Annotated in this window: 26 protein-coding genes; 4 read left to right on the top strand and 22 right to left on the bottom strand. The window is 61.8% G+C overall.

Translation table 11 applies throughout. The annotated features are described in order from the left end of the window. From NKH13_RS21480 to NKH13_RS21430, 11 genes are all read right to left on the bottom strand, one after another. Positions 1–867 (bottom strand): carbohydrate ABC transporter permease, encoded by an 867-nt coding sequence (locus NKH13_RS21480; protein ID WP_023674893.1) that lies wholly within the window; start codon positions 865–867, stop codon positions 1–3. Between the two features lies 1 nt (position 868). Then, the gene (locus NKH13_RS21475; protein ID WP_352720173.1) at positions 869–1,936 is read right to left on the bottom strand and encodes an ABC transporter ATP-binding protein; all 1,068 of its coding nucleotides are present in this window, start codon (positions 1,934–1,936) and stop codon (positions 869–871) included. A gap of 9 nt (positions 1,937–1,945) precedes the next feature. Then, positions 1,946–3,025 (bottom strand): ABC transporter ATP-binding protein, encoded by a 1,080-nt coding sequence (locus NKH13_RS21470; RefSeq protein ID WP_352720171.1) that lies wholly within the window; start codon positions 3,023–3,025, stop codon positions 1,946–1,948. Between the two features lie 39 nt (positions 3,026–3,064). Further along, positions 3,065–4,591 carry a glycerol-3-phosphate dehydrogenase gene (glpD, locus tag NKH13_RS21465; RefSeq protein WP_352720169.1) on the bottom strand — a complete coding sequence of 509 codons (1,527 nt, stop codon included), beginning with the start codon at positions 4,589–4,591 and terminating at the stop codon, positions 3,065–3,067. A 125-nt stretch (positions 4,592–4,716) separates the two neighbouring features. Then, positions 4,717–5,484 (bottom strand): DeoR/GlpR family DNA-binding transcription regulator, encoded by a 768-nt coding sequence (locus tag NKH13_RS21460; protein WP_352720168.1) that lies wholly within the window; start codon positions 5,482–5,484, stop codon positions 4,717–4,719. A gap of 128 nt (positions 5,485–5,612) precedes the next feature. Beyond that, entirely contained in the window at positions 5,613–7,025 is a 1,413-nt protein-coding gene (locus tag NKH13_RS21455) for a pyridoxal phosphate-dependent decarboxylase family protein (RefSeq protein ID WP_352914228.1), read from the bottom strand. Between the two features lie 58 nt (positions 7,026–7,083). After that, positions 7,084–7,815: a proteasome-type protease gene (locus NKH13_RS21450; protein WP_352720164.1), complete on the bottom strand. Its 732-nt coding sequence runs from the start codon at positions 7,813–7,815 to the stop codon at positions 7,084–7,086. Positions 7,816–7,846: 31 nt separating this feature from the next. Continuing rightward, positions 7,847–8,641, bottom strand: a complete 795-nt coding sequence (locus tag NKH13_RS21445; protein ID WP_352466439.1) for a transglutaminase family protein — start codon at positions 8,639–8,641, stop codon at positions 7,847–7,849. Between the two features lie 61 nt (positions 8,642–8,702). Then, entirely contained in the window at positions 8,703–9,644 is a 942-nt protein-coding gene (locus NKH13_RS21440; protein WP_352491567.1) for an alpha-E domain-containing protein, read from the bottom strand. Positions 9,645–9,801: 157 nt separating this feature from the next. After that, positions 9,802–11,214: a circularly permuted type 2 ATP-grasp protein gene (locus NKH13_RS21435; protein ID WP_352720162.1), complete on the bottom strand. Its 1,413-nt coding sequence runs from the start codon at positions 11,212–11,214 to the stop codon at positions 9,802–9,804. A gap of 170 nt (positions 11,215–11,384) precedes the next feature. Continuing rightward, positions 11,385–11,621 carry an Lrp/AsnC ligand binding domain-containing protein gene (locus NKH13_RS21430; protein WP_023674883.1) on the bottom strand — a complete coding sequence of 79 codons (237 nt, stop codon included), beginning with the start codon at positions 11,619–11,621 and terminating at the stop codon, positions 11,385–11,387. 243 nt (positions 11,622–11,864) lie between these two features. Here NKH13_RS21430 and NKH13_RS21425 point away from each other — a divergent pair, with 243 nt between their 5' ends. Then, the gene (locus NKH13_RS21425) at positions 11,865–12,284 is read left to right on the top strand and encodes a DUF4864 domain-containing protein (protein ID WP_352720160.1); all 420 of its coding nucleotides are present in this window, start codon (positions 11,865–11,867) and stop codon (positions 12,282–12,284) included. 28 nt (positions 12,285–12,312) lie between these two features. Here the strand turns inward: NKH13_RS21425 and NKH13_RS21420 are convergent, their stop codons facing one another. The 8 genes from NKH13_RS21420 to coaD all read right to left on the bottom strand — a co-directional run bounded on the left by NKH13_RS21420 (position 12,313) and on the right by coaD (position 18,506). Next, on the bottom strand, positions 12,313–13,692 hold the full coding sequence (locus tag NKH13_RS21420) for a glycosyltransferase family protein (protein ID WP_352720158.1): 1,380 nt from the start codon (positions 13,690–13,692) through the stop codon (positions 12,313–12,315). Positions 13,693–13,907: 215 nt separating this feature from the next. Further along, the gene (tgt, locus tag NKH13_RS21415; protein ID WP_292653462.1) at positions 13,908–15,038 is read right to left on the bottom strand and encodes a tRNA guanosine(34) transglycosylase Tgt; all 1,131 of its coding nucleotides are present in this window, start codon (positions 15,036–15,038) and stop codon (positions 13,908–13,910) included. An 8-nt stretch (positions 15,039–15,046) separates the two neighbouring features. Then, positions 15,047–15,316, bottom strand: coding sequence for a hypothetical protein (locus NKH13_RS21410; RefSeq protein WP_352448773.1), 270 nt, complete (start codon positions 15,314–15,316; stop codon positions 15,047–15,049). Further along, positions 15,306–16,391 carry a tRNA preQ1(34) S-adenosylmethionine ribosyltransferase-isomerase QueA gene (gene queA, locus NKH13_RS21405; RefSeq protein WP_352720156.1) on the bottom strand — a complete coding sequence of 362 codons (1,086 nt, stop codon included), beginning with the start codon at positions 16,389–16,391 and terminating at the stop codon, positions 15,306–15,308. The genes NKH13_RS21410 and queA overlap by 11 nt, the downstream gene beginning before the upstream one ends. A gap of 12 nt (positions 16,392–16,403) precedes the next feature. Further along, positions 16,404–16,802 (bottom strand): hypothetical protein, encoded by a 399-nt coding sequence (locus tag NKH13_RS21400; protein WP_352720154.1) that lies wholly within the window; start codon positions 16,800–16,802, stop codon positions 16,404–16,406. Further along, positions 16,799–17,311, bottom strand: a complete 513-nt coding sequence (locus tag NKH13_RS21395) for a peptidylprolyl isomerase (RefSeq protein WP_023717788.1) — start codon at positions 17,309–17,311, stop codon at positions 16,799–16,801. The genes NKH13_RS21400 and NKH13_RS21395 overlap by 4 nt, the downstream gene beginning before the upstream one ends. 28 nt (positions 17,312–17,339) lie before the next feature. Next, positions 17,340–17,930 carry a peptidylprolyl isomerase gene (locus NKH13_RS21390; RefSeq protein WP_292653458.1) on the bottom strand — a complete coding sequence of 197 codons (591 nt, stop codon included), beginning with the start codon at positions 17,928–17,930 and terminating at the stop codon, positions 17,340–17,342. Between the two features lie 75 nt (positions 17,931–18,005). Beyond that, positions 18,006–18,506, bottom strand: a complete 501-nt coding sequence (gene coaD, locus NKH13_RS21385; protein WP_292653457.1) for a pantetheine-phosphate adenylyltransferase — start codon at positions 18,504–18,506, stop codon at positions 18,006–18,008. Positions 18,507–18,703: 197 nt separating this feature from the next. On the opposite strand from coaD, the gene NKH13_RS21380 reads away from it, so the two are divergent. Continuing rightward, entirely contained in the window at positions 18,704–18,856 is a 153-nt protein-coding gene (locus tag NKH13_RS21380) for a hypothetical protein (protein WP_254817366.1), read from the top strand. A gap of 55 nt (positions 18,857–18,911) precedes the next feature. Here NKH13_RS21380 and gyrA read toward each other — a convergent pair whose 3' ends face one another. Both gyrA and NKH13_RS21370 read right to left on the bottom strand, forming a co-directional pair. Further along, complete coding sequence (gyrA, locus tag NKH13_RS21375; protein WP_352914222.1) at positions 18,912–21,722, bottom strand: DNA gyrase subunit A; 2,811 nt, start codon at positions 21,720–21,722, stop codon at positions 18,912–18,914. A gap of 148 nt (positions 21,723–21,870) precedes the next feature. Then, entirely contained in the window at positions 21,871–22,698 is an 828-nt protein-coding gene (locus NKH13_RS21370; RefSeq protein ID WP_352720150.1) for a helix-turn-helix transcriptional regulator, read from the bottom strand. Positions 22,699–22,784: 86 nt separating this feature from the next. On the opposite strand from NKH13_RS21370, the gene NKH13_RS21365 reads away from it, so the two are divergent. Together NKH13_RS21365 and NKH13_RS21360 are read left to right on the top strand one after the other, a co-directional pair. After that, on the top strand, positions 22,785–23,315 hold the full coding sequence (locus tag NKH13_RS21365) for a hypothetical protein (RefSeq protein ID WP_352720148.1): 531 nt from the start codon (positions 22,785–22,787) through the stop codon (positions 23,313–23,315). A gap of 74 nt (positions 23,316–23,389) precedes the next feature. After that, entirely contained in the window at positions 23,390–24,019 is a 630-nt protein-coding gene (locus NKH13_RS21360; RefSeq protein WP_352720147.1) for a MarC family protein, read from the top strand. Between the two features lie 8 nt (positions 24,020–24,027). On the opposite strand, the gene NKH13_RS21355 is transcribed toward NKH13_RS21360, so the two are convergent. Further along, positions 24,028–24,453 (bottom strand): OsmC family protein, encoded by a 426-nt coding sequence (locus NKH13_RS21355; RefSeq protein WP_352466427.1) that lies wholly within the window; start codon positions 24,451–24,453, stop codon positions 24,028–24,030. Between the last annotated feature and the right edge of the window lie 30 nt (positions 24,454–24,483).

Genomic DNA, 24,483 nt, shown 5'->3' with positions numbered 1-24,483 from the left:
TCAGCGCTCCGCGTCGTAATTGGTCATCACGGTGTAGAACACCCATGACAACAACAGGACGATAAGGAAGTAGACCAGCGACATCGCCGCCGCCGGGCCGAGGTCGAACTGGCCGAGCGCCGTCTTGACGAGATCGATCGAAAGAAAGGTCGTCGAGTTGCCGGGTCCGCCGCCGGTCACCACGAACGGTTCCGTGTAGATCATGAAGCTATCCATAAAGCGCAGCAGCACGGCAATCAGCAGCACGCGGTTCATCTTCGGCAACTGGATGTAACGGAACACCGCCCAGCGCGAGGCACCGTCGATCTTGGCCGCCTGATAAAAGGCATCCGGGATCGAGACCAGGCCGGCATAGCAGAGCAGAACGACGAGGCTGGTCCAATGCCAGACGTCCATGATGATGACCGTGACCCAGGCGTCATAAGGGTCTTGCACATAATTATAGTCGATGCCGAGCGCGTTGACGTAATAGCCGAGCAGGCCAATGTCGTTGCGCCCGAACACCTGCCAGATGGTGCCGACGACGTTCCATGGGATCAGCAGCGGCAACGCCATCAAAACAAGGCAAACCGGCACGCCCCAACCCTTCTTCGGCATATTGAGCGCAATGAAGATGCCGAGCGGCACTTCGATCGCCAGGATGATGAAGGAGAAGACAAGGTTGCGGATCATCGCCTGCCAGAAGCGGCTGGAGGAAAGCAGTTCCTCGAACCACTCGGTGCCGGCCCAGAAGAAGACGTTGTTGCCGAAAGTGTCCTGCACCGAATAATTGACAACCGTCATCAGCGGTATGACCGCCGAGAACGCCACCAGCAGCAGCACCGGCAGCACCAGGAACCAGGCTCTGTTGTTCCAGGTCTTTTCCACTTCAGGCTCCCATCTCGACGCGCCAGGAATCGGCATAGATGTTGATGCCGGCAGGGTCGAACCGCACCTTCGGATCAGCCGGAACCGTCTCGTCCTCGCCGATGACGGCGGCGATCTCGCGCCCTTCGAGATTGGCACGGACCACCTTGTGGCGGCCGACGTCCTCGACCTTGCTGATCCGGACGGCCATGCCCTGGCTGCCCAGGCGCACATATTCGGGACGGATGCCGAGCTCGATGGCGCCGCCGCCCGCCTTGGGCACGCCCGGCAGTTCGATCTGCTGCGAGCCCAGCTTCGCGGTCTTGCCGTCGATCGCCACCGTCATGACATTCATGCCGGGCGAGCCGATGAAATAGCCGACAAAGGTGTGGCGCGGGCGCTCGAACAGCTCCGCCGGTGTGCCGATCTGCACGATTTCGCCGTCATACATGACGACCACCCTGTCGGCGAAGGTCAACGCCTCGGTCTGGTCGTGCGTGACATAAACCATGGTGTAGCCGAAGCGGCGGTGAAGCTGCTTCAACTGCGAGCGCAGCACCCATTTCATATGCGGGTCGATGACGGTCAAAGGCTCGTCGAACAGGATGGCATTGACGTCGGAGCGCACCAGCCCGCGCCCGAGCGAGATCTTCTGCTTCTGGTCGGCGGTCAGTCCGCGCGCCTTTCGTTTGGCCATATCGGCCAGCCCGGTCATCTCCAGCGTCTCGCGCACCTTGCGGTCGACGTCGGCCTCCGGCACGCCGCGATTGCGCAGCGGGAACGCCAGATTGTCGTAGACGGTCATCGTGTCGTAGATCACCGGGAACTGGAAGACCTGGGCAATGTTGCGCTCTTGGGTCGACAGATTTGTCACGTCCCTTCCGTTGAACAGCAACTGGCCGTGCGAGGGATGCAGCAATCCCGAAATGATGTTGAGCAGCGTAGTCTTGCCGCAGCCGGACGGGCCGAGCAGCGCATAGGCGCCGCCATCCTCGAACGTGTGGTGCACTTCCTTCAGCGCGAAATCGGCATCCGTGCGCGGGTTCTGCAGATAGGAGTGGCGGATATGATTGACGTCGATGCGCGCCATCGCTTCCTCCTAAGCCGCCAGCTTCGGCGCGGCCACGGCGCGGCCGTGCTCGTCGAAGACCATGATGTGGCGCGGGTCGATGAACACCTCGACTTCCTCATCCGGCTCGAAGTCGCGAATGCCGTGGGTCAGCATGACCCAGCGCGCATCGGCGAAATCGAGATGGATGAAGCTTTCCGATCCCGTGATCTCGGTGATCGTCACCTTTGCGCGCACCGGCACTGCGGCGGCGTTGGGCCGATCGAGGGAAAGATGATGGGGCTGGAAGCCGATCGTATAGATCGCATCGGCAATGCCGAAGAGCTCGGCCGGCACCGGCAATTTCACGCCGCCCTCGAGCAGGAAATCCAGGCCCTTCTTGGCAAGCACGATGGTGTTGAGCGGCGGATCGGCGAAGGTTCTCGCCGTCACCAGATCGACCGGCTTGCGGAACACTTCGATGGTCGGCCCGAACTGGGTGATGCTGCCTTCGGAAAGCGTCGCCGTGTTGCCGCCGAGCAGCAAGGCCTCGTGCGGCTCGGTCGTGGCATAAACGAAGATTGTGCCGGCGGCCGCGAAGACCTTCGGCAGTTCCGCGCGTAATTCTTCGCGCAGCTTGTAGTCTAGGTTGGCGAGCGGCTCGTCGAGCAGCACGAGGCTGGCATTCTTGACGATGGCGCGGGCCAGCGCGGTGCGCTGCTGCTGGCCGCCCGACAGACTGAGAGGCGTGCGGTCGAGATAGGGCGTGAGTTTGAGAAGGGCGGCGGCATTGCGCACCTCCCTGTCGATCGTTGCCTCATCCGTGCCGGCCACCCGCAGCGGTGAGGCGATGTTTTCGTAGACCGTCATCGCCGGATAATTGATGAATTGCTGGTAGACCATGGCGACGTTGCGCTTTTGCACCGGCATGCCGGTGACATCCTTGCCATCGAACCAGACCGAGCCGGAGGTCGGCACGTCGAGGCCCGCCATCAGCCGCATCAGGCTGGTCTTGCCGGAGAGCGTCGGCCCGAGCAGGACGTTGAGCGAGCCGTGCTGAAGCGTCAGCGAGACGTCGCGGATATGTTCCGCCGCACCCACCGTCTTCGTCACGTTTCTCAGTTCAAGCATGATGCCTCCTCCCAGGCTTTCTGCATCAGTCGGCCGTCCCTATTCGGCAGCCGCTACGTGCTGCCGGCTTATTCCGCGCATGAACTCGTCGAGCACTGCCGCCTGCTCACGGCTGAGACGCAGGCCGCGCTTGGTCCGGCGCCACAATACATCCTCGGCAGTCATCGCCCATTCGTTTTCGACGAGGTAGCGCACCTCGGCCTCGTAGAGATCGGCGCCGAAGTTGCGGCCAAGATCGGCGTTCGACTTGGCGAGGCCCAGCAGCTTCCTTGCGCGGGTGCCATAGAGCCGGGTCAACCGGCGGGCCAGCCGCGCGTCGAGGAACGGGTACGCCGTTTTCAGTTTCGCTACCTCGCCATCGAAGCCGGTGACGGGAAAGTCACCGCCGGGCAGCGGCGTGTTTGCTGTCCATGGCTTGCCTCGCTTGCCGAGAAAACCCTCGATCTTCTCGAGCATTGATTCCGACAATCGGCGGTAGGTGGTGATCTTGCCGCCAAAGGCGTTGACGATCGGGGCGGCACCCTCGCCTCCATCGGCCTTCAGCACATAGTCGCGCGTGGCTTCCTGCGCCTTTGAGGCGCCATCATCGTAGAGCGGGCGCACCGCGGAATAGGTCCAGACGATATCCGACGGCTTGACCGGCTGCGCGAAATATTCGCTTGCCGCAGCGCAGAGATAGTCGATCTCGGCATCACTGATCCTGACGTCGTGCGGATCGCCGGGATAGTCCCGGTCGGTGGTGCCGATGAGCGTGAACTCGTCTTCGTAGGGGATGGCGAAAATGATGCGCCCGTCCTTGTTCTGAAAGAAATAGGCGCGTGGGTCGTCGAATTTCTTGCCAACGACGATGTGGCTGCCTTGCACGAGGCGGACATTGTGCACGTCGTTCAGGCCGACGGTGGCCGAAAGAACCTGGTCGACCCACGGGCCCGCGGCATTGACCAGCAACCGCGCCTTGACCTCCTCGGTATCGCCGGTCCGCACGTTTTCAAGCCTGACCGTCCAGAGATCGCCTTCACGTCGGGCGCTGACGACCCTTGTTCGGGTTCGAATGGTTGCGCCGCGCTCGGCAGCGTCACGGGCGTTCAACACAACCAGCCGGGCATCGTTGACCCAACCGTCGGAATATTCGAACGCCTTTCGAAACAACGGCTTCAGCGGCTTGCCGGCCGGATCCTTGGCCATGTCCAGCGTTTTCGTCGGCGGCAGCAATTTGCGCCCGCCAATATGGTCGTAGAGGAAAAGCCCGAGCCGGATAAGCCAGGCCGGACGCAGCCCCTTGGCGTATGGCAGCACGAAGCGCATCGGCCAGATGATATGCGGCGCGTTCCTCCACAGGACCTCGCGTTCCATCAGCGCTTCGCGCACCAGGCGGAATTCGTAGAATTCGAGATAGCGCAAGCCGCCATGGATCAGTTTGGTCGAACCCGAAGAAGTTCCGCTGGCCAGATCGTTCATCTCGGCAAGAAAGACCGAAAAGCCACGTCCAACGGCATCGCGGGCGATGCCGCAGCCATTGATGCCGCCACCGATGACGAAAATGTCATGGATCGGTGATGCGCGCAAAGAAATCCTCCCTCGATTTCGCATTGCAGCATTTTTGAGTTTTGCGAAACCGTGACGGGATTATTTCGAAATGATAACGAATGTCAAACGAAATATGATCGGCGGCAGATGCCGCAGCGGCATCTCTAGGAGAGCGACGTTTCGATCAGCTGAACCTCTGCCTCTTCACAGATCTTGCGCACCGACGGGATGTCGCAACGATCGGTGATGAAGGTGTTGACCTGCGACAGATGGCCGATGCGGACGGGCGCGGTGCGCTCGAATTTGGTCTGGTCCGACACCAGGATCACATGCCGGGCGTTGGCGATGATCGCCTGAGCCACCTTCACCTCACGAAAATCGAAGTCGAGCAGTGCGCCGTCATGGTCGATGGCCGAGGCGCCGATCACCGCAAAATCGACCTTGAACTGCCTGATGAAATCGACCGCTGCCTCGCCGACCACGCCGCCGTCGGAACCGCGCACGACACCGCCGGCGATCACCACCTCGATCGAAGGATATATGCGCATCCTATTGGCAACATTGATGTTATTGGTGATGACCATCAGGCCGCTGTGATCGAGCAGCGACTTGCTGACAGCTTCCGTCGTGGTCCCGATATTGATGAACAGAGATGCGTTGTCGGGGATCAGCCGGGCTGCTGCGCGGCCGATCGCCTCCTTCTCCTCGGCGGCGATCTTGCGCCGAGCCTCATATTCCATGTTCTCGATGCCGGACGGGAACAATGCCCCGCCATGAATGCGGGACAAAAGTCGCTGGTCGCAGAGATCGTTGAGATCCTTGCGGATCGTCTGCGGCGTCACGTTGAAATGCGTCGCCAACTCCTCGACCAGTACGCGGCCATGATCTTTGGCCATCTGGATGATTTCGGAATGACGCGGCGACAGATACATCTAGCAACCTCTCATTTTCGTTTTTCTCGTCTATAGCTGAAAACGAAAGCCATGAACAGGTATGAGCCGGCTAATGAAAATCGGGCGACTGCAGAGAGAAAAGCTCCGGCGCAATCTCGACGAGGCTATCAACTTAGGCCCCGCGCGATGTCAGTGATGACCTCGAAAGCAGTATCGACGTCCGCCGCAGTCGTTTCGAACTGCCCGACCTGAAAGCGGATCGCCACCTGCCCGTCCACCCGGGTCTGCGTCAGGTAAATGCGGCCGTCATTGTTGATCGCGTTGACCAGCCGCAAATTGTGCTCGTCAAGGTCGATTCCCGCAGCCGCGAGATGGCGGAATGAGAACAGCGACAGCATCGGTTCCGTGACGATTTCGAAATCCGGTTCCCGAGCCAGCCAGGCGGCGAGGCCCTCGCTCCAGGCGACATGGTTGCGGATCATGGTCCGCAGATTTTCCAAGCCATGCGCACGCAGCAGGAACCAAAGTTTCAGCGCGCGGAACCTTCGGCCGAGCGGCACCGACCATTCGGAGTAGTTGATGACCCCGTCGCGGCCATGTGTCTTGAGGAATTCGGGCTTGATCGCCAGCGTGCGCACGAGGTCTTCCGGCTGGCGGATGAATTGCATCGAGCAATCGAACTGTGCGCCCAGCCATTTGTGCGGATTGAAGACGATCGAATCCGCATGTTCGGCGGCGGCCCAGAAATGCCGGAACTCGGGGCAGATCATGGCGGAGCCGGCCCATGCGGCATCGACATGCAGGTAGAGCCCGTGCCGCTTCGCCACCGCGGCAACAGCCGCGACATCGTCGGTGCCGCCGGTACTGGTGCCGCCGACGCTGGCGATAATGCCGGCCGGCAGCATGCCGTTTTCGCGGTCGGCGACGATCGCCGCTTCCAGAGCCGCCGTCTGCATAGCGCGGAAGCGTCCCGCGACCGGAATGCGCACGAGGTTCGCCTCCCCGATGCCCGACACCCAGATCGCCCGGTCGATGGAAGTATGGACTTGGTCGGAAGAATAGACCCGCACGACCGGCTGGCCTTGCAGGCCGCTCTTGTTGCCTTGCCAGTCGAGCGCGCGCTCGCGCATGGTCAGCACGGCGGCAAGCGTCGCTGATGAAGCCGAATCCTGCATGACGCCGGAGAATCCCGCCGGCAGACCAAGCGCCTGCCGCATCCAGTCGACGACCCGCATCTCGAGCTCGGTCGCTGCCGGCGAGGTCTGCCAGAGCATGCATTGCGCGGCCATCGCGGAAACCAGATACTCGGCCACGACGGAGGCCGGTGCCGCGTTAGCCGGGAAATAGGCAAAGAAACGCGGATGCTGCCAGTGCGTCATGCCCGGCAGGATCTTTTGTTCGAAATCAGCGAAGATTGCCTGCATCGTTTCGCCGTCTTCCGGCGGCGCGGCGTCGATGCTTTTGAAGATTTCGCCCGGCTCGACAAGCGGCCGCACCGGTCTTTCGCGAAGGCTGTTTCTGTAGTCGGCGCCCCATTCAGCCGCTCGCAGCGACCATTCGCGGAATTCGTTGCTATTCATCTTCGCCTCCGTAGCGCCCCATCGAGCCGCGATCAAAGAGCACGAAAGACGAAGGTTTTCATTCAGGAAAATCAGGCAAGCTGGCAAAGGCGGTCTTCAGCGCGTTCGACCAGCTATCCGAGATCGTGCGATAATATTGATCGTCCTGATTTATTCGCTTTTTGAGGCCGACCTTGAAAGTGTCCTTTTCATAGAACAGCAGGTCGAGCGGCAGGCCGACCGACAGGTTCGACTTCAGCGTCGAGTCGAACGACACCAGCAGCAACTTCACCGTCTCGGCGAAACTCATCGTCCTTTCATAAGCGCGGATGATGATCGGCTTGCCGTATTTGGTCTCACCGATCTGGAAGAACGGCGTGTCGTCGGTCGATTCGATGAAATTGCCCTCCGGATAGATCATGAACAGGCGCGGGGCGCTGCCCTTGATCTGACCGCCGAGGATGAAGGAGGCGTTGAAGTAGGAATCCGCCTTTTCGCCCGCCGGCGACGAACTGGCGATGACCTCCTTGACGGTGTCTCCGACCAACCGGACTGTCTGGTACATGGAGGGCGTTTCGAGCAGCGTGGCACGGCGCTCCGCCACTGCCTTGGTGCGTTCGTCGAGCAGGCTGACTACGGCCTGCGTCGTCGCCAGATTGCCGGCCGACATCAAAACGATGACGCGCTCGCCCGGCTCTTCCCAGACATGCATCTTCCTGAAGGTCGAGATCGAATCCATACCGGCATTGGTGCGCGTGTCCGACATGAACACGAGCCCGTGATTGATTTTCAGGCCGACGCAATAGGTCATCGAATCTCTTTGGCAACAATCTTGCCGGGGATTACTGCTCCACGGTGACGGTGACCGCAAGCTGTTCTTCCGCCTGTCCCAGCCGAATTCCCGATACCGGGGTTGCGTCGCGATAATCGCGGCCAGTCGCTACCTTTACATAGCGTTCGTCGGGAGAAATGCCGTTGGCGACATCGAAGGCGACCCAGCCGAGGCCCGAGACATGCGCCTCGGCCCAGGCGTGGCTTGCTGCCTGCTCGATCGCTGTATCCATCATCAGATAGCCGCTGACGTAGCGCGCCGGGAAATCCATGGCGCGCGCCGCGGCAACGAAGATGTGGCTGTGGTCCTGGCAAACGCCGGTCTTGAGCGCCAGGGCCTCTTCGGCCGGCGTCGTCGCGTTGGTGGTGTCTGGCGTATAAGCGACACGCTCGCCGATCACCGCCATCAACCGGTGCAGCCTTTCGATGTCGGTACCCTTGCCGACCGAGGCAGCAAGTTCGCGAATGCCGCTGCCGATCGTCGTCAGCGGCGTTTCATGGCCGAACAGCCAGAGCGGCGCGAAACCTTGGTGCGGCCCGCAGACGCCGGCGGTGTCGCGCGTCACCACTTCGCCGGCTGCTTCGACGGTGATGAAGTCGCGCTCGCCCTCGACGCTCAACAGCCTGGTATCATTGCCGAAATGGTCGGTGAAGCGCACTTCCTCGCGTGCGCCTTCGATCTTCAGCGCCCAGGACAGTACCGTCTGGGTGCGCCCGTTCACCGGGAGCAGCCGCAAACGCTGCAACAGATAATGCACCGGCGCATCGTAGCGGTATTCGGTCCGGTGGGTGATCTTCAGCCGCATCGCACTCGTCCCTGGAGCATGAGCTTTTCCGAAAACCGGTCTCCGCTTTTTGGGGTCATGCTCAATAGAACCTGTAATCCTGCGCGATCTCGTCGCCGAGCCTGGTGTTGTCGCGGATGAAATTGGCCAGGAATTCATGCAGGCCGGCGTCGAAAATATCCTTGATCGAGCCGGCCGTCAGCATGGCCTGGGTCTTGGCAGCCGTCGCATGACAGGCGTGGCGCTCCCCATAGTCGTCACCCAGGAATTTGAGATGCTCCGTCAGGAAGCGGTAGCAAAAGGTCAGCGAGCGCGGCATGCGGACGTTGAGGATCAGATAATCGGCGATGTTGCTCGGCTTGTAGTCGGCGTCATAAACCCAGCGATAGGAACGGTGCGCCGACACCGAGCGCAGGATCGATTCCCACTGGTAGTTGTCGAGCGTCGAGCCGACCCAGGAGATCGACGGCAGCAGCACGTAGTATTTCACATCCAGGATGCGCGCGGTGTTGTCGGCGCGTTCGACATAAGTGCCGAGCTGCGAAAAATCGAAAATCTCGTTGCGCAGCATCGTGCCGTAGAACGAGCCGCGGATCAGCGCCGTCTCGCGTTTGATCGCGTCGAGCGCGTTGGGCAGGTCGCGCTCGTCGATCGGCTTGGCCAGCATCCGCTTCAGCGACATCCAGGCTTCGTTGATGCTTTCCCAGGTTTCACGCGTCAGTGCGGTACGCACCATGCGGGCATTGTTACGGGCCGTTTCGATAGACGACATCGTGCTCGACGGGTTCGACGTATCGCGCAGCAGATAGTCGGCGACATTGGCGGCGGTGTAGTCGGAATATTTCTGCGTGAAGGCGGCGTCCGAACCGGCGCTGAGCAGCACCGAATTCCACTCCTCCGAAGCGTTCTGAGTACGAGTTAGCGCCATGCGCAAGCCGGCGTCCACCAGCCGCGCCATGTTTTCCGCCCGCTCGATATAGCGGTTCATCCAGTAGAGCCCGTTGGCGGTGCGGCCGAGAAGCATGTCAGGCGGTCCTGCGGTGAATAGTGAATGGTGAATAGCGAATGGTGACTGTCCAGATTCCAGGGCACGATGCCGCGTGCTTCACTTCAGGGCATTTCACCAACATCAACGACACATATCCTTATCTATTCACTATTCACTATTCACTATTCACTCTCTAATCATCCAACACCCACGTATCCTTCGTGCCGCCGCCTTGCGAGGAATTGACGACCAGAGAGCCTTCCTTGAGCGCTACTCGGGTCAGCCCGCCGGGCACGATCTGAATACGGTCGGAAACCAGCACATAGGGGCGCAGATCGACATGGCGCGGCGCCAGTCCCTTGTCCGTCAGGATCGGACAGGTCGACAGCGCCAGCGTCGGCTGGGCAATGTAGTTCGACGGTTTTGCTGCGAGCTTTTTGGAAAACTCTTCGCATTCCTTCTTGGTCGCCGCCGGACCGACCAGCATGCCGTAACCGCCGGACCCGTGGACTTCCTTGATCACCAGTTCGTCGATGTGCTCCAGCACATATTTCAGGCTGTCCGGCTCCGAGCAGCGCCAGGTCGGGATGTTGCCAAGCATCGCCTTGCGGCCGGTGTAGAATTCGACGATTTCGGGCATGTACGAATAGATCGCCTTGTCGTCGGCGATGCCGGTTCCCGGCGCATTGGCGATGGTGATATTGCCGGCGCGGTAGACGTCCATAATGCCCGGCACGCCAAGTGCCGAGTCGGGGCGGAAGGTCAGCGGATCGAGGAACGAGTCGTCGACACGCCGGTAGAGCACATCGATCTGCTTGTAGCCCTCGGTAGTGCGCATCGCGACATGACCATCGACGACGCGCAGATCCTGTCCTTCAACAAGCTGCACGCCCATCTGGTCGGCAAGGAAGGCATGTTCGAAATAGGCTGAGTTGAAGCTGCCCGGCGTCAGCACGGCAATGGTCGGCGTGCCCTTGGTGCTTTGCGGCCGCACCGCCGCCAGCGACTGGCGCAAGAGCTGCGGATAATTCTCCACCGGCCGCACCTTGATCTGCTGGAACAACTCGGGAAAGAGCTGCATCATCGTCTCGCGGTTCTCCAGCATGTAGGAGACGCCGGACGGCGTGCGCGCATTGTCCTCCAGCACGTAGAACTCGTTCTCGCTGATGCGTACGATGTCGACGCCGATGATGTGGGTATAGACGCCGGCCGGCGGCCGAACCCCGATCATCTCGGGCAGGAACGCCTCGTTCTTGGCGATCAACTCCTTCGGCACCCGGCCGGCGCGCAAGATCTCCTGGCGATGGTAGATGTCGTCGAGAAAGGCGTTCAGCGCCTGGACGCGCTGCTCGATGCCTTGCGTCAGCCGTCGCCATTCATTGCCCGAAATGATGCGCGGAACGATGTCAAAGGGTATCAGCCGCTCCGATGCTTCCTGCTCGCCGTAGACGGCGAAAGTGATGCCGGTCTTGCGAAAGACGCGTTCGGCGTCCTGCATCTTCTCGGTAAGCCTGGCCGGGTCCTGTTCCTTCAGCCAGCGATCGTAAGCCGAATACGGTTTTCTCAGCCCGGAAACTTCCGGAAGCATTTCGTCGAACGCTGCCAATCGCATACTCCCCTGTGACGCCATTTCACTGGCCTCGCTGGAGAAAATCAAGCGCAATCGGTGATTTGGCGGGCGCCGGCTATCAGTATATCGCTCTTGCCTAAAATTAAGGCAGCACCAATAGGGCCTTGATCAGGCTTTGCCTGGTGTCCGGGCAATGCCGAACGAGGTCAAAAGGCGCGAAAGGTGACGACCGTGAACGTGTCCTTTATGCCCGGGAGAATCTGCACTTTCTCGTTGACGAAATGGCCGATGTCTTCCTCGTCGTCGACATAGAATTTAGCGAGCAGGTCGTAGTTTCCGGCTGTCGAGTAGATTTCCGAAGCGATCTCGGCATCGGCCAAAGCGCTGGCAACGTCATAGGCCTTGCCCAGATCGCACTTTATCTGCACGAAAAATGCCTTCATTGCCTGGTCCTGCCCAAGATCGCACGCTCTAGGTATAATCGAGCGGCCCTTGTGGCAGACTGACGCCCGCCTTTCAAGCATCGGCCATCGCTCAGGCAATTCTCGCCTCGGCGACGCTTTCTCGGTCTGGACACGGACTGCCGCGCCGAATGTTTGCGCTCGGCTGAAACCCTGAAGCACGGCAAAGCGTATGGTATCATGTACCTTCGGACAGCGATTTCTCAGGGACAACGGAGACAGGCCATGCGCCGCGCGTTTTTCGCATTCGCAGTCATTCCACTCATTTTCGCATCCCCGGCGTTCGCCGGCGACGCCGAAGTCACAGCGGCGCAGACGGTCATCGATGGTCAATTGAAGGCCTTCATCGCCAATGATGGAGCGACGGCCTACAGCTTTGCCGCACCGAATGTGAAACGCATCTTTCCGACCGTCGATACCTTCATGAACATGGTGACCAACGGCTATCCGCCGGTGCGCCAACCGCAGACCTACTCCTTCGGCAAGGTTCGCGAGACGAGCCCGACCTCGATCGTCCAGCAGGTGCTGATCGTCGGCCCGGATGGCAAGGACTACGAGGCGGTCTACACGCTCGAATTACAGCCTGACGGCAGCTTTCGGATCACCGGCTGCAGCCTGCGCGCGTCCACGTCGCTCAGCACCTGAGGGGCGCTTGAGGAGGGGCAAAGCTGCCTCAATCCTGTCGCCGGTAGAGCGTCCAGCTCAGGCCTGAAAACCCCCAATGTCTCGACGCGTCGGCCCGTTCATAGGCCAGAGCGCATGCGGCCGCCGGTTCGACATGTTCGGCTTGTTTGTCCACGTCCCCCTCGAGGATCAGCCAGGCGGGCCGTTCGGTGCACAACCTGTCGTCTGGAACCAGCAATGCCCGACGATCCATTCGCGCCGCAAAATAGTCGACGACCATGGCGGTGCGGAAATCACTGTTGCTGGCATAGGTGGCAGCGCCACTTCTGGTCATCTCGTCGACCATAGCAGCGTACGAGCCGCGTCCGTACTGATAGAACTGGAGCAGCGACGAAATGCTTCCACTCACCACGATCGCCAGCGCCCCCATCGCAAGTAGCCTGGCAGTCCCGCGCGCATCCAGGCCGCGGCCAATCATCTCGCCGGCCCAGAGCAGCAGCAATGTTCCGCTGATGATGAAATAGCGCGGGAACTCGAGGTTGGGCAGATGTGCCGCCGCCATGAGCAAAGGCAGTCCGATAATCCCGATGGCATAAAGGCTGGCCCGGCGACCGCGCCAGACACCGGCGGAGAGGCCGACAAGACCACAGGCGGCAACGATATAGGGCCCGTCGCCGAACCAAGGTGGCAGCCCGAACAGAGAGCGGATCATCCCGCCATAGCCCTGCGCGAAGGCGGCAATCGAGAACGGCGAAACACCACCGACACTGAAGCCGAACAGCCTGCCGCCGACAAACACGCAGACAGCCAGCGGCAGCACGGCAAGCAGGGCCGGCAGGAAGATCGACGCCAGGTCCGCAACGACACGGCCGGCCCGCGCCGTACGCTGCCAGGCGAGCCACGCGGTCCAGGTTGCGAGGACTGCCACCATTCCGATCATGGTGAGGTGGCATAGGAACCCGAAAAGGATCGCCGCTGCCAAGGCCATTCCAGACCACCGTTTATTGTCGAGTCGGCGCTCTAGAAAAACCACCGAAAGCAGCGTGAACAGCACAAGGCCGGCGTAGCCGCGCGCCTCCGAGCCGTAATGGACCATTGGATAGCTCACGGCAAACAACAGGCTTGTGGCAATCATCGCCTGTCGTCCGCGCGATGCGGCGCTCGCTGCCGCCGCACCGATCGTGGCAACACCTAATGCTATCGACAGGCCTCGCTGGATCAGCGGCGAAGCGTCGGGGCCGATGAGATAGAGATAGACCGAGTTGAGGAAATGATTGTTGTCGTGATTGACGCGCCAGAATATCTGACCGATCGAGGTCAGCGGCTCGATCAGCGCAAAGCTCCAGATCTCGTCCAGCCAAAGGTCGCCGCGCGCGCCAAGCAAGCGCAAGACCAGACCGGTCACGGCGATCACCAGAGCGGCAAGCAACGACCCCGCCGTCCATTGCTGGACCGCCACGGAAGACGAAGGCGAAGCGATGCCATTCGTCCGCACCGTCGTGCCAGGAACTGAAACTTGCCCCGAAACGAACAGGTTCTTGATCCTCGCCCAACGTTGTCCGGCAATGCTTATTAGGCAGACGTTTCAAAACAGTTCATGGCAGGTGCAGCTCCTCGCTGGAGCCGGATTCCTGGCGAGCATGCCTACCGGACGGCGAGGTCACCGTTTGCCCATTGCTGCGTGATGATCTCGGCTTGTTCGGCGAACCTGCCAGCCTCGATCGCTTCACGAATGTCGCGCATCAGCTGCTGGTAATAGGACAGATTGTTCCAGGTCAGGAGCATCGCCCCAAGCGCCTCTTGCGAGCGCACCAGATGGTGCAAATAGGCCCGCGAATAGTCGCGTGCGGCCGGGCAGTCGCTTTCCTCATCGAGCGGGCGCGGATCGTCGGCATGGCGGGCGTTGCGCAGATTGACCTTGCCGCGCCGTGTGTAGGCAAGGCCATGGCGCCCTGCCCGCGTCGGCATCACGCAGTCGAACATGTCGATGCCGCGCGCCACCGACTTCAAGATATCGTCCGGCGTGCCGACACCCATCAGGTAGCGCGGCCGGTCAGCCGGCAGCTCCGGGCAAGTGATGTCGAGCATCTCCAGCATCACCGCTTGCGGCTCGCCGACAGCCAGCCCGCCGATCGCATAGCCCTTCAGCTCCATTGCCTTCAGCGCCTGCGCCGAGCGCAGCCGCAGATCCGGCACGTCGCCGCCTTGCACAATGCCGAACATCGCCTTGCCGGGCTGCTCGCCGAATGCCGCCTTGCAGCGCTCGGCCCAGCGCAGCGACAGTTCCATGGCGCGCTCGATCTCTTTTTCCTTGGCCGGCAGCGCCGTGCACTCGTCGAGCTGCATCTGGATGTCTGAATCGAGCAGCCCCTGGATCTCGATGGAACGCTCCGGCGACATCTCGTAGGCGCCGCCGTCGATATGCGAACGGAAGGTCACGCCATTCTCGGTCAGTTTCCGCAGCTTCGACAGCGACATCACTTGGAAGCCGCCGCTGTCGGTGAGGATCGGATACGGCCAGCAGGCGAATTCATGCAAGCCGCCGAGCCGAGCCACGCGCTCGGCGCCGGGTCTCAGCATCAGGTGATAGGTATTGCCAAGGATGATGTCCGAGCCGACGCCGCGCACCTGATCCATATACATGGCCTTCACCGTGCCGCCGGTGCCGACCGGCATGAAGGCAGGCGTGCGGATTTCGCCGCGCGGCATGGTGATTACACCACGCCGCGCCCTGCCGTCGGTCGCCAGCACCGTGAAGGTGAATGCGTTAGTCATTGAATTCCCTAGCCATCGAACTCCTTGTCGAATACCGGCGCGTCCGGAGCCTGCTTATCGAGCGACTGGCGGTAGCGGATGCAGCCGCGCATGAATTTCGGCCACGGCGGCACGGCAATCGCCGGCTCGGTCTTTTCGGGCAAAAGCGACCACAGGTCGGGATGATGCCAGCACAGATCGTGGCCGGTGGCGTCGCGGTGTTGGCGGATGCCGGCGCGCAGTTTCCTGACCTCGGCGATCAAGGCTTCGCGGTCGAAGGTTTCAAGGTCATCGTCCATCGGTATCCTTCCTGAACAGAAGACTTGCGTCTCCATAGGAATAAAACCTGTAGCGGTTCTCGATCGCATGCGCATAGGCCGCGCGCATCGTCTGCAAACCGCAGAAGGCCGAAACCAGCATGAACAGCGTCGAACGCGGCAGATGGAAATTGGTCATCAGCATGTCTGCGGTCTTGAAGCGATAGCCGGGCGTGATGAAGATGTCGGTCGGGCCTGACCATGCTGCCAGCCTGCCGTCCTCGCCAGCCGCGCTCTCCAACAAGCGCAGCGATGTCGTGCCGACAGCGATAATGCGCCCTCCTTTTGCCTTCGCCGCATTCAGCGCCTCGGCGGTTTCCGGGCTGACCGAACCGGTTTCGGCGTGCATCTTGTGGTCGGCGGTGTCGTCCGCCTTCACCGGCAAAAACGTGCCGGCGCCGACATGCAGCGTGACGAAACGGCGCTCTATGCCCTCGGCGTCGAGCGTCGCAAACAGCTCCGGCGTGAAATGCAGCCCTGCCGTCGGCGCGGCCACGGCGCCCTCCTCCCTGGCATAGATGGTCTGGTAGTCGCTCCGGTCACGTTCGTCGTCGTCGCGCCTGGAGGCGATGTAGGGCGGCAGCGGGATATGCCCGACGGCGTGCAGCGCCTCGTCGAGGAACGGACCTGACAGGTCGAAGCCGAGCAGCACCTCGCCACCTTCCCCCTTCTCGATCACGGTCGCGTCGAGCTGGCCGAGAAAGCAGGAATTGGCATCATGACCGAAATGGATGCGATCGCCGGCGGCGACGCGCTTGCCGGGCCGCATGAAGGCGAGCCACCGGTCGGGCGCCGTCCGCATATGCAGCGTGGCTTCGACCTGCGTCGCCGCCTCGCCGCGCCGCCTGATGCCCTTCAGTTGTGCCGGAATAACCTTGGTGTCGTTGAAGGCCAGCACATCACCGGCCTTGAGCAGGGACGGCAGGTCGCGCACCGTCCGGTCCTCGAACCCCTCACCCGGCCTGACCACCAGCATCCTGGCGCTGTCGCGCGGTTCGGCTGGGCGAAGCGCGATGCGCTCTTCCGGCAGATCGAAGTCGAAAAGATCGACGCGCAAGAAATCCCCGCCTCAAGGTTCCGGGCAGGTCACCGCCCAGGCGCCGACACCGTCTATGCTCAATGTGCCGCCCATCGCGAAACTGGACTGCTCGCTGGCTTTGACCAGCCGCAATCTGGCGACGATCGAGCTGAGGCCCTCATCAGTGAGATCGATCAGCATACGCTCGTCGTCTTCGAATGCCTGTCCGACGATCACTTTCGTTGAACCCGGCTGGCCGTCCGTGGTCCATGTCTTGCCGCCGGCATCCAGCCACACGCGCGCCACCGCAATGACGGCCGTGTGTCCCATCAAAACGTCGATCGATGCCGCGCCGCCGTCGGCGCTGCAAACGATCGATTCCGTCGCCAGCGCCGGCGTGGCCGCCGCGACGAGCACAAATGCGATGGCCGCGACAGCCCGGCCGGTCATTTCACGTCGGCCGCTACCTTGAGCGACACGATCTTGTCGGGATCCTGCACCGGTTCGCCGCGCTTGATCTTGTCGACATTGTCCATGCCTTCGATGACCTGGCCCCATACCGTGTACTGGCGGTTGAGGAAGGCGGCATCGTCGAAGCAGATGAAGAACTGCGAATTGGCCGAGTTCGGGTTCTGCGAGCGCGCCATCGAGCAGGTGCCGCGGCCGTGGTTGGCGTTGGAGAACTCGGCCTTCAAGTCGGGCTTGTCGGAACCGCCCGTACCGGCGCGGGTCGGTGCGAAAGACGGCTTGTTGGAGTTGCCGAACTTGACGTCGCCGGTCTGCGCCATGAAGCCGTCGATGACGCGGTGGAAGACCACACCGTCATAGGCGCCTTCGCGCGCCAGCTCCTTGATGCGGCCGACATGGCCGGGCGCCAGGTCTGGAAACAATTCGATGACGACCTTGCCCTTGGTCGTGTCCATGATGAGCGCGTTCTCGCGGTCCTTGATCTCGGCCATGTCAGAAATATCCTTTTGAAACTTGGGTTTATTTGCCGTCGGCGGCGATGCGCACCTTGATCATGCGATCGGGGTCGGTCACCGTCCCGTTCTGCGCCTCTTCGCCTTTCTTGATGTGGTCCACCAGCTCCATGCCGCTGACCACATTGCCAACGATGGTGTACTGGCCATCGAGCGGCGGTGCCGGCGCGAACATGATGAAGAATTGCGAATTGGCGGAATTCGGATCGTCGGAGCGGGCCATGCCGACCACGCCGCGCTGGTAGTGCTCGGTGCTGGAGAATTCGGCCGGCAGGTCAGGAAGATCGGAGCCGCCGGTGCCGACCGCGTCGGCATTGAAGCCGCTCTTCATGTTGCCGAACTTGACGTCGCCGGTCTGTGCCATGAAGCCGTCGATGACGCGGTGGAAGGCGACGTTGTCGTAGGCGCCCTGGCGCACCAGCTTTTTGATCTGCGCGACATGCTTCGGCGCAAGGTCGGGCCTCAGCGCGATGGTCACGTCGCCGTCCTTCAGCGTTACGATCATGGTGTTTTCCGGATCGGCGGCAAACGCCGACACGGATGCGGTCACAAGACCGGCAAGCACGGCAAGCAAGAAGGCAAGCTTTTTCAGCTGCATGGGATCTTTCTCCGAATATCTTCGTTCATGCAAGTCGTTACCCAAAGCCGGGTTCCACTTTTGGGCGACATGCATTTATTTCGCGAATTTGGCGGTGAGCGCGCCGGCCACGGCCGCCGGCACGAAGGGGCGGATGTCGCCTCCCATCGAAGCTATCTGGCGCACAAGTGTGGCGGTAATGGTGCGCACCGAGGGGCTGGCGGGCAGGAAAACCGTCTGCAGCTCCGGTGCCATGGTCTCGTTCATGCCGGCCATCTGCATCTCATAGTCGAGATCGGTGCCGTCGCGCAGGCCGCGGATCATGATCGAGGCGCCATGCTTCCTGGCTGCGTCGATGACCAGCCCGTCGAAGTCGACTACTTTGATACGCGCACCGTCGCTGCCGAATTCCGCCTTCGCGGCCGTTTCGATAAGATCGACCCGTTCCTCGAAGGAAAACAGCGGCTTCTTGCCGGGATGGATGCCGATCGCCGCATAGATGGTATCCGCCACGGCCAGCGACGCCTTCAGCACGTCGAGATGGCCGTTGGTCAGCGGGTCGAAAGAGCCGGCATAAAGGGCGATGCGTTCGGTCATGGCAGGTGCTTCTAGCGAGCCTCTCCCCTAAAGGCAAATCCGATCGGCAGGCCCGCCCCATGAACCTTTTGGCCTACGTGAACGACAGATGAATGTGCCGCTCACAACGGCTTCACGCAGTGTTCACTAAGTTTGCAGCTGCAGAAGATGAAACCAAACACCCATCTAATCGTTGTTAGGCGCAGGAGAACACGCACATGCTGATCTACATGCTCGCCACCGCAATGACCGTCGCCATGCTGATCGCTACCGTATTCGGGTTGCATCAGGAAGCACAGCGCGTCCGCGCCAAGGCCAATACCAAGCGGTTCGAAGGCTTCGGCAACCGCAAGCCTTATCGCCACTTCTAGATTGCCGGGGTTTCTTCACAACGCCGGCCCATAGGGCTGCGCCGCCGTGGCAAACTCACTCGACGGTAGTGTCAGGCTCCCCACCTTCGGCATCGGTAACAGCGCCACCTTCAACCTCGACACTCTCTTCGATCTCCTCGTCCGCTTGCGGCTCTGAAATCCGCTCCACCGAAACGACCTTCTCGTCCTCTGCGGTATTGAAGATGGTAACGCCCTTGGTGGCGCGGCTGGCGAAACGAATACCGTTGACCGGGACGCGGATAACGGTGCCGCCATCCGAAACCAGCATGATCTGATCGTCATTGCCGACCGGGAAGGTCGCCACCAGGCGGCCGATTTCGGCCGTTTTCGACACGTCGGTGGCACGAATACCCTTGCCGCCACGGCCGGTCAGACGGAAATCGTAGGACGACGAACGCTTGCCGTAGCCATATTCCGTCACCGTCAGCACGAACTGCTCATGTGCCTTGAGGAATTCGTAGCGCTCGTCGGAAAGCTCCGCCTCTTCGCCGACCTCCTCATTGGTGAGCTGGATTTCCTCCTCCTCGCCGGCCGCGATGTCGGCGGCAAGCCGGCGTTCGGCCACCACCCGCTTGAGGTAGGCGGCACGCTCCGCCGGCGGTGCATCGACATGCTCGATCACCGCCATCGAGATCACCCTGTCGCCATCGGCCATTGCAATGCCACGCACGCCGACCGAATTGCGGCTCTGGAAGACGCGTACGTCGCTGACCGGAAAGCGGATGCACTGGCCGGAACTTGCCGTCAAAAGCACGTCCTCATTGTCGGTGCAGGTCTCGACGCCGAGGATCTCGTCGCCTTCCTCGTCCAGCTTCATGGCAATCTTGCCGTTGCGGTTGACCTGGACGAAGTCCGAAAGCTTGTTGCGGCGCACGGTGCCGCGCGTGGTGGCAAACATCACGTCGAGCTCGCCCCAGCTGGTCTCATCCTCCGGCAGCGGCATGATGGTGGTGATGCGCTCGCCCTGTTCGAGCGGCAGCATATTGATCAGCGCCTTGCCGCGCGATTGCGGGTTGCCGATCGGCAGGCGCCAGACCTTTTCCTTGTAGACGATGCCGCGCGAGGAGAAGAACAGCACCGGCGTGTGCGTGTTCGCGACGAACAGCCGGGTGACGAAATCCTCTTCCTTGGTCGACATGCCGGAGCGGCCCTTGCCGCCGCGGCGCTGCGCCCGGTAGAGTGACAGCGGCACGCGCTTGATATAGCCGGAATGGCTCACCGTGACGACCATGTCCTCGCGCTGGATCAGATCCTCGTCTTCCATGTCCGCCCCGCCCTCGGCGAGCTCGGTGCGGCGCGGCGTGCCGAATTCGTCACGCACGGCGATGAGCTCGTCCTTGACGATCTGCTGGATGCGGGCGCGGGACGACAGGATATCGAGATAATCCTTGATCTCGTCGCCGATCGTGTTCAGTTCGTCGGCGATCTCGTCGCGGCCGAGCGCGGTCAGGCGCTGCAGGCGCAGTTCGAGGATGGCGCGCGCCTGTTCCTCGGAGAGATTGTAGGTGCCGTCCTCGTTGATGCGATGGCGCGGGTCGTCGATCAAAAGAATCAGCGATTCCACGTCGCCCGAAGGCCAGCGCCGCTCCATCAACTGCTCGCGTGCCGTCTGCGGGTCCGGAGCGCTGCGGATCAGCTTGATGACTTCATCGATGTTGGCAACGGCGATGGCAAGGCCGACCAGCACATGGGCGCGGTCGCGCGCCTTCCGCAGCAGGAATTTCGTGCGCCGGCTGATCACCTCTTCACGGAAGGCGACGAACGCCTTCAGCATGTCGGTCAGCGTCAGCAATTCCGGCTTGCCGCCGTTCAGCGCCACCATGTTGGCGCCGAAGGACGTCTGCAGCGGGGTGAAGCGGTAGAGCTGGTTGAGGATGACATCGGCGACCGCGTCGCGCTTCAGTTCGATGACGACGCGGTAGCCCTGGCGGTCGCTCTCGTCGCGAATGTCGGAAATGCCTTCGATGCGCTTGTCGCGCACCAGCTCGGCCATCTTCTCGATCATAGACGCCTTGTTCACCTGATAGGGAACTTCGGTGATGACGATCGATTCACGGTCGTTGCCGCGCGCCTCGACGTTGACGCGGCCGCGCATGACGATGGAGCCGCGGCCGGTCGAATAGGCGCTGTAGATGCCGGAGCGGCCGAGCACGATGCCGCCGGTCGGGAAATCCGGCCCCGGAATAATCTCCATCAGTGCCGGCAGATCGATCGCCGGATTGTCGATGAGGGCAATGGCGCCGTTGCAAACCTCGCCCAGATTGTGCGGCGGGATGTTGGTGGCCATGCCGACGGCGATACCGCCGGAGCCGTTGACCAACAGGTTCGGAAAGCGCGCCGGCAGGACTTTCGGTTCGCTGCCCGACGCATCGTAAGTGTCCTGGAAATCGACGGTGTCCTTGTCGATGTCTTCCAGCAACTCATGCGCGACCTTGGTCAGCCGCGATTCCGTGTAGCGCATCGCCGCCGGCGGATCGCCGTCGATCGAGCCGAAATTGCCCTGCCCGTCGATCAGCGGCACGCGCAGCGACCAGTCCTGCGCCATGCGCACCAAAGCGTCGTAGATCGAGGCGTCGCCATGCGGATGGTATTTACCCATCACGTCGGCGACCGGGCGTGCCGATTTCACATATTTGCGGTTCCAGTGATAGCCGCTCTCATAGGCGGCGTAGAGGATGCGGCGATGCACCGGCTTGAGGCCATCGCGCACGTCCGGCAGCGCGCGGCTGACGATCACGCTCATGGCGTAATCGAGATAGGAGCGCTGCATCTCCTCGATGATGGATATCGGCTCGATGCCGGTGGGGCCGCCGTCGGCGCCGCGCGGTGTCTTTTGGTCGGTCAAATCGGATCACAATCTAATCAGGAATCACTTGGTGCTTATATAGGAAGCCGGCCCGAAACTCCAACAATCGCGGCAGTTTTCCAGTGTGGTTTTTAGCGGCAAATTCAAAAGGATACACCAATTGCGACGATATGGCAGTGGCTCGCTTTCACGAGCGTCGCCGGCGGGCGCGATAAGTACCCGGTGCCTCGCCCATCAGCCGCCGGAAACGGCGATTGAAGGTCGACAGATCGTTGAATCCTGCTGCAAAGGCGATCGCCGAAATCGTCTGATCCGACGTCCGCAGCCGCACGGAAGCCCTGTGCAGCCGCGCTCTCAGCAGAAACTGGTAGGGCGTCATGCCGGCGACGTGCCGGAAGGTGCGCAGGAAATGATAGGGGCTGGTGGCGGTCTCGTCGGCGAGTTCGGCAAGCGAGATCGGCCGGTCGGCATCGACTTCGATGCGCCGCACCGCTTCGGCGACGCGCTTCTGGTCACGGCGGCTCGGCGCGCTCTGTCCTTCCGTAGCGCTGCAAGCCGCTGTCACCGCCGCACCGGCAATGCGCAGGGCGAGTTCCTCGAACGCGCCGGTGTCGGCCATCTCGCGCGCCGCCTCCGCTTCGGCGAGCAGCGGCACCAGCGCCGGCAAGGGCGGCAGGCGCGGCGTGCGGAAATCGAGCTGCTTCGCGCCCGGCACGTCGGCGACGATCCGCTCCATATAGGCCGGTCCGAAATGGAAGGAGAGGCAACGGTCGCCGGCGCCATGCTCATGGCCGCATTCGTAGCATGTGCCGGGATTGCCGAGCAGGAGCGCTCCCGGCGCCAGCATCGCCGTGCCCTGGCGCGCACGATAGCGGAAGGTGCCGCTGGTTACGGCGGCGACGCAGAAATCCCGATGCTCCTCCTCGAATGGCCTGTCGGCGGCGCTGGCGGTGCAGATGACATCCGACACCTGCCAGCCTCGGCCCGACGCCAGCCTATGCGCGCTCGTCGCCATCGCCGAAATATAGCAATTTTTCCCAAGCGCAGAACCCCTGTCGACCTCTACGCTTGCCGGTCTACTGACAAGATGAGAGCGAAGCCATGTCCAATTTCTTTGCCAAGGCCCTGCACAGCGATGGACCCGTACCGGCCCTTGCCGAGAAACTAAACCTTTACGGCCGCTTCGTCGGCGCCTGGACGTTCGACGCCACGCGCCATCTCGAGGACGGCCAGGTGCTGACCGGGCGCGGCGAGGTGCATTTCGGCTGGGTGCTCGAAGGCCGGGCCATCCAGGACGTATGGATCCTGCCCGCCCGTGACGCCGGCGCCTCGCCGTCGCTCGGCAAATGGACCTTTTATGGCACGACGTTGCGCGTCTACGACCCCGGCGTCGACGCCTGGCACATCTTCTGGAGCGATCCGCGCAGCCAGTACTACAGCCGCCAGCTCGGCCGTGCCGAGGGCGACACCATCATCCAGCAAGGCGCAGACGGCACCGGATCTGCTGTGCGCTGGAGCTTTTCGCGCATCACCGAAAATTCGTTCCGCTGGCTGGGCGAACGCTCACAGGACGACGGCGCCACCTGGCGTCTCGAAGTCGAGTTTCTGGCGCGGCGCGCCGCGAGCCCCTGATCCGCACGGTTTCCACTGGCTCCGCTTTGCTCTACCAATCCCGTTATCCGGCATTGCCGGCGGGGAGGGTCAGCATGCCGAGCTTCGACAGCCTGTTCAACGCCTTCGTCACCATACTGGTGACGATCGATCCGCCCGGCCTGGCGCCGCTCTTCCTTGCCGTGACCCGCGGCATGAACCGCAAGGAGCGCAACCAGGTCTCCGTGCGCGCTTCGATCATCGCTTTCCTGGTGATGGCGTTGTTCGCAATCGCTGGCGCGTCGATCCTGTCAGTCTTCGGCATCACCCTGCCGGCCTTTCGCGTCGCCGGCGGCTTTCTGCTGTTCTTCATCGCCTTCGAAATGGTGTTCGAGCGCCGGCAGGACCGCAAGGAGAAGATCGGCGACGTCGCCATCACCAGGGATATGATCCACAACATCGCCGCCTTTCCGCTGGCGATCCCGCTTATTGCCGGTCCCGGCGCAATTTCGGCGACCGTCCTGCTCTCAAGCTCGTTTCAGGGTTTTGGCGCGCAGACAGCACTTGTCGGCATCATCGCCATCTGCCTTGTCATCACTTACCTGGTGTTCGTGCTGTCAGAGCGCATCGACCGTATCCTCGGCCAAACCGGCCGTTCGATCCTGACACGGCTGCTCGGCGTCATCCTGGCGGCGCTCGCCGTACAGTTCGTGGCCGACGGCATCAAGGCGCTGATGGCGACGTAGGAACTGCCCTACTTCGCTGTCGTTTCAATGACTTCGAAGTCGTGGGTGATCTCGGCGGTCTTGGCCATCATTGCCGAGGCCGAGCAGTATTTCTCGATCGAAAGCCCGATCGCCCGCTTCACCTTGTCGTGTGACAGCGCCCGGCCCTTGACGACAAAATGCATGTGGATGCGGGTGAACACCTTGGGATCGGCTTCTGCACGGTCGGCATCGAGTTCGACCACACAATCGTCAACCGCCTCGCGCCCCTTTTCGAGGATATGGACCACGTCATAGGCCGAGCAGCCGCCGGTACCGATCAGCACCAGTTCCATTGGGCTCGGCCCCGGCGTCTTGCCCTCCGGCCCGAACGCAGTGCCTAGCACCAGCTTGTGCCCACTGGCGGACTCGCCAACGAAGGTGCGCTCCTCGACCCATTTGACCCTTGCTTTCACTTGATACGTCCTTTCACCGCTCAAACGCAC

Origin of the sequence: Mesorhizobium sp. M1348 (assembly GCF_040317925.1) — a bacterium.
Classification (GTDB): Bacteria; Pseudomonadota; Alphaproteobacteria; order Rhizobiales; family Rhizobiaceae; genus Mesorhizobium.
This window is presented reverse-complemented; position numbering and strand designations above follow the sequence as displayed.

Coding starts and splice junctions, on each gene's coding strand:
- NKH13_RS21475 (WP_352720173.1), bottom strand. CDS start 1,936: ATGGCGCGCATCGACGTCAATCATATCCGCCACTCCTATCTGCAGAAC.
- NKH13_RS21470 (WP_352720171.1), bottom strand. CDS start 3,025: ATGCTTGAACTGAGAAACGTGACGAAGACGGTGGGTGCGGCGGAACAT.
- NKH13_RS21460 (WP_352720168.1), bottom strand. CDS start 5,484: ATGTATCTGTCGCCGCGTCATTCCGAAATCATCCAGATGGCCAAAGAT.
- NKH13_RS21455 (WP_352914228.1), bottom strand. CDS start 7,025: ATGAATAGCAACGAATTCCGCGAATGGTCGCTGCGAGCGGCTGAATGG.
- NKH13_RS21450 (WP_352720164.1), bottom strand. CDS start 7,815: ATGACCTATTGCGTCGGCCTGAAAATCAATCACGGGCTCGTGTTCATG.
- NKH13_RS21445 (WP_352466439.1), bottom strand. CDS start 8,641: ATGCGGCTGAAGATCACCCACCGGACCGAATACCGCTACGATGCGCCG.
- NKH13_RS21440 (WP_352491567.1), bottom strand. CDS start 9,644: ATGCTTCTCGGCCGCACCGCCAACGGGCTCTACTGGATGAACCGCTAT.
- NKH13_RS21430 (WP_023674883.1), bottom strand. CDS start 11,621: ATGAAGGCATTTTTCGTGCAGATAAAGTGCGATCTGGGCAAGGCCTAT.
- NKH13_RS21425 (WP_352720160.1), top strand. CDS start 11,865: ATGCGCCGCGCGTTTTTCGCATTCGCAGTCATTCCACTCATTTTCGCA.
- tgt (WP_292653462.1), bottom strand. CDS start 15,038: ATGACTAACGCATTCACCTTCACGGTGCTGGCGACCGACGGCAGGGCG.
- NKH13_RS21410 (WP_352448773.1), bottom strand. CDS start 15,316: ATGGACGATGACCTTGAAACCTTCGACCGCGAAGCCTTGATCGCCGAG.
- NKH13_RS21400 (WP_352720154.1), bottom strand. CDS start 16,802: ATGACCGGCCGGGCTGTCGCGGCCATCGCATTTGTGCTCGTCGCGGCG.
- NKH13_RS21395 (WP_023717788.1), bottom strand. CDS start 17,311: ATGGCCGAGATCAAGGACCGCGAGAACGCGCTCATCATGGACACGACC.
- NKH13_RS21390 (WP_292653458.1), bottom strand. CDS start 17,930: ATGCAGCTGAAAAAGCTTGCCTTCTTGCTTGCCGTGCTTGCCGGTCTT.
- coaD (WP_292653457.1), bottom strand. CDS start 18,506: ATGACCGAACGCATCGCCCTTTATGCCGGCTCTTTCGACCCGCTGACC.
- NKH13_RS21380 (WP_254817366.1), top strand. CDS start 18,704: ATGCTGATCTACATGCTCGCCACCGCAATGACCGTCGCCATGCTGATC.
- NKH13_RS21370 (WP_352720150.1), bottom strand. CDS start 22,698: ATGGCGACGAGCGCGCATAGGCTGGCGTCGGGCCGAGGCTGGCAGGTG.
- NKH13_RS21365 (WP_352720148.1), top strand. CDS start 22,785: ATGTCCAATTTCTTTGCCAAGGCCCTGCACAGCGATGGACCCGTACCG.
- NKH13_RS21360 (WP_352720147.1), top strand. CDS start 23,390: ATGCCGAGCTTCGACAGCCTGTTCAACGCCTTCGTCACCATACTGGTG.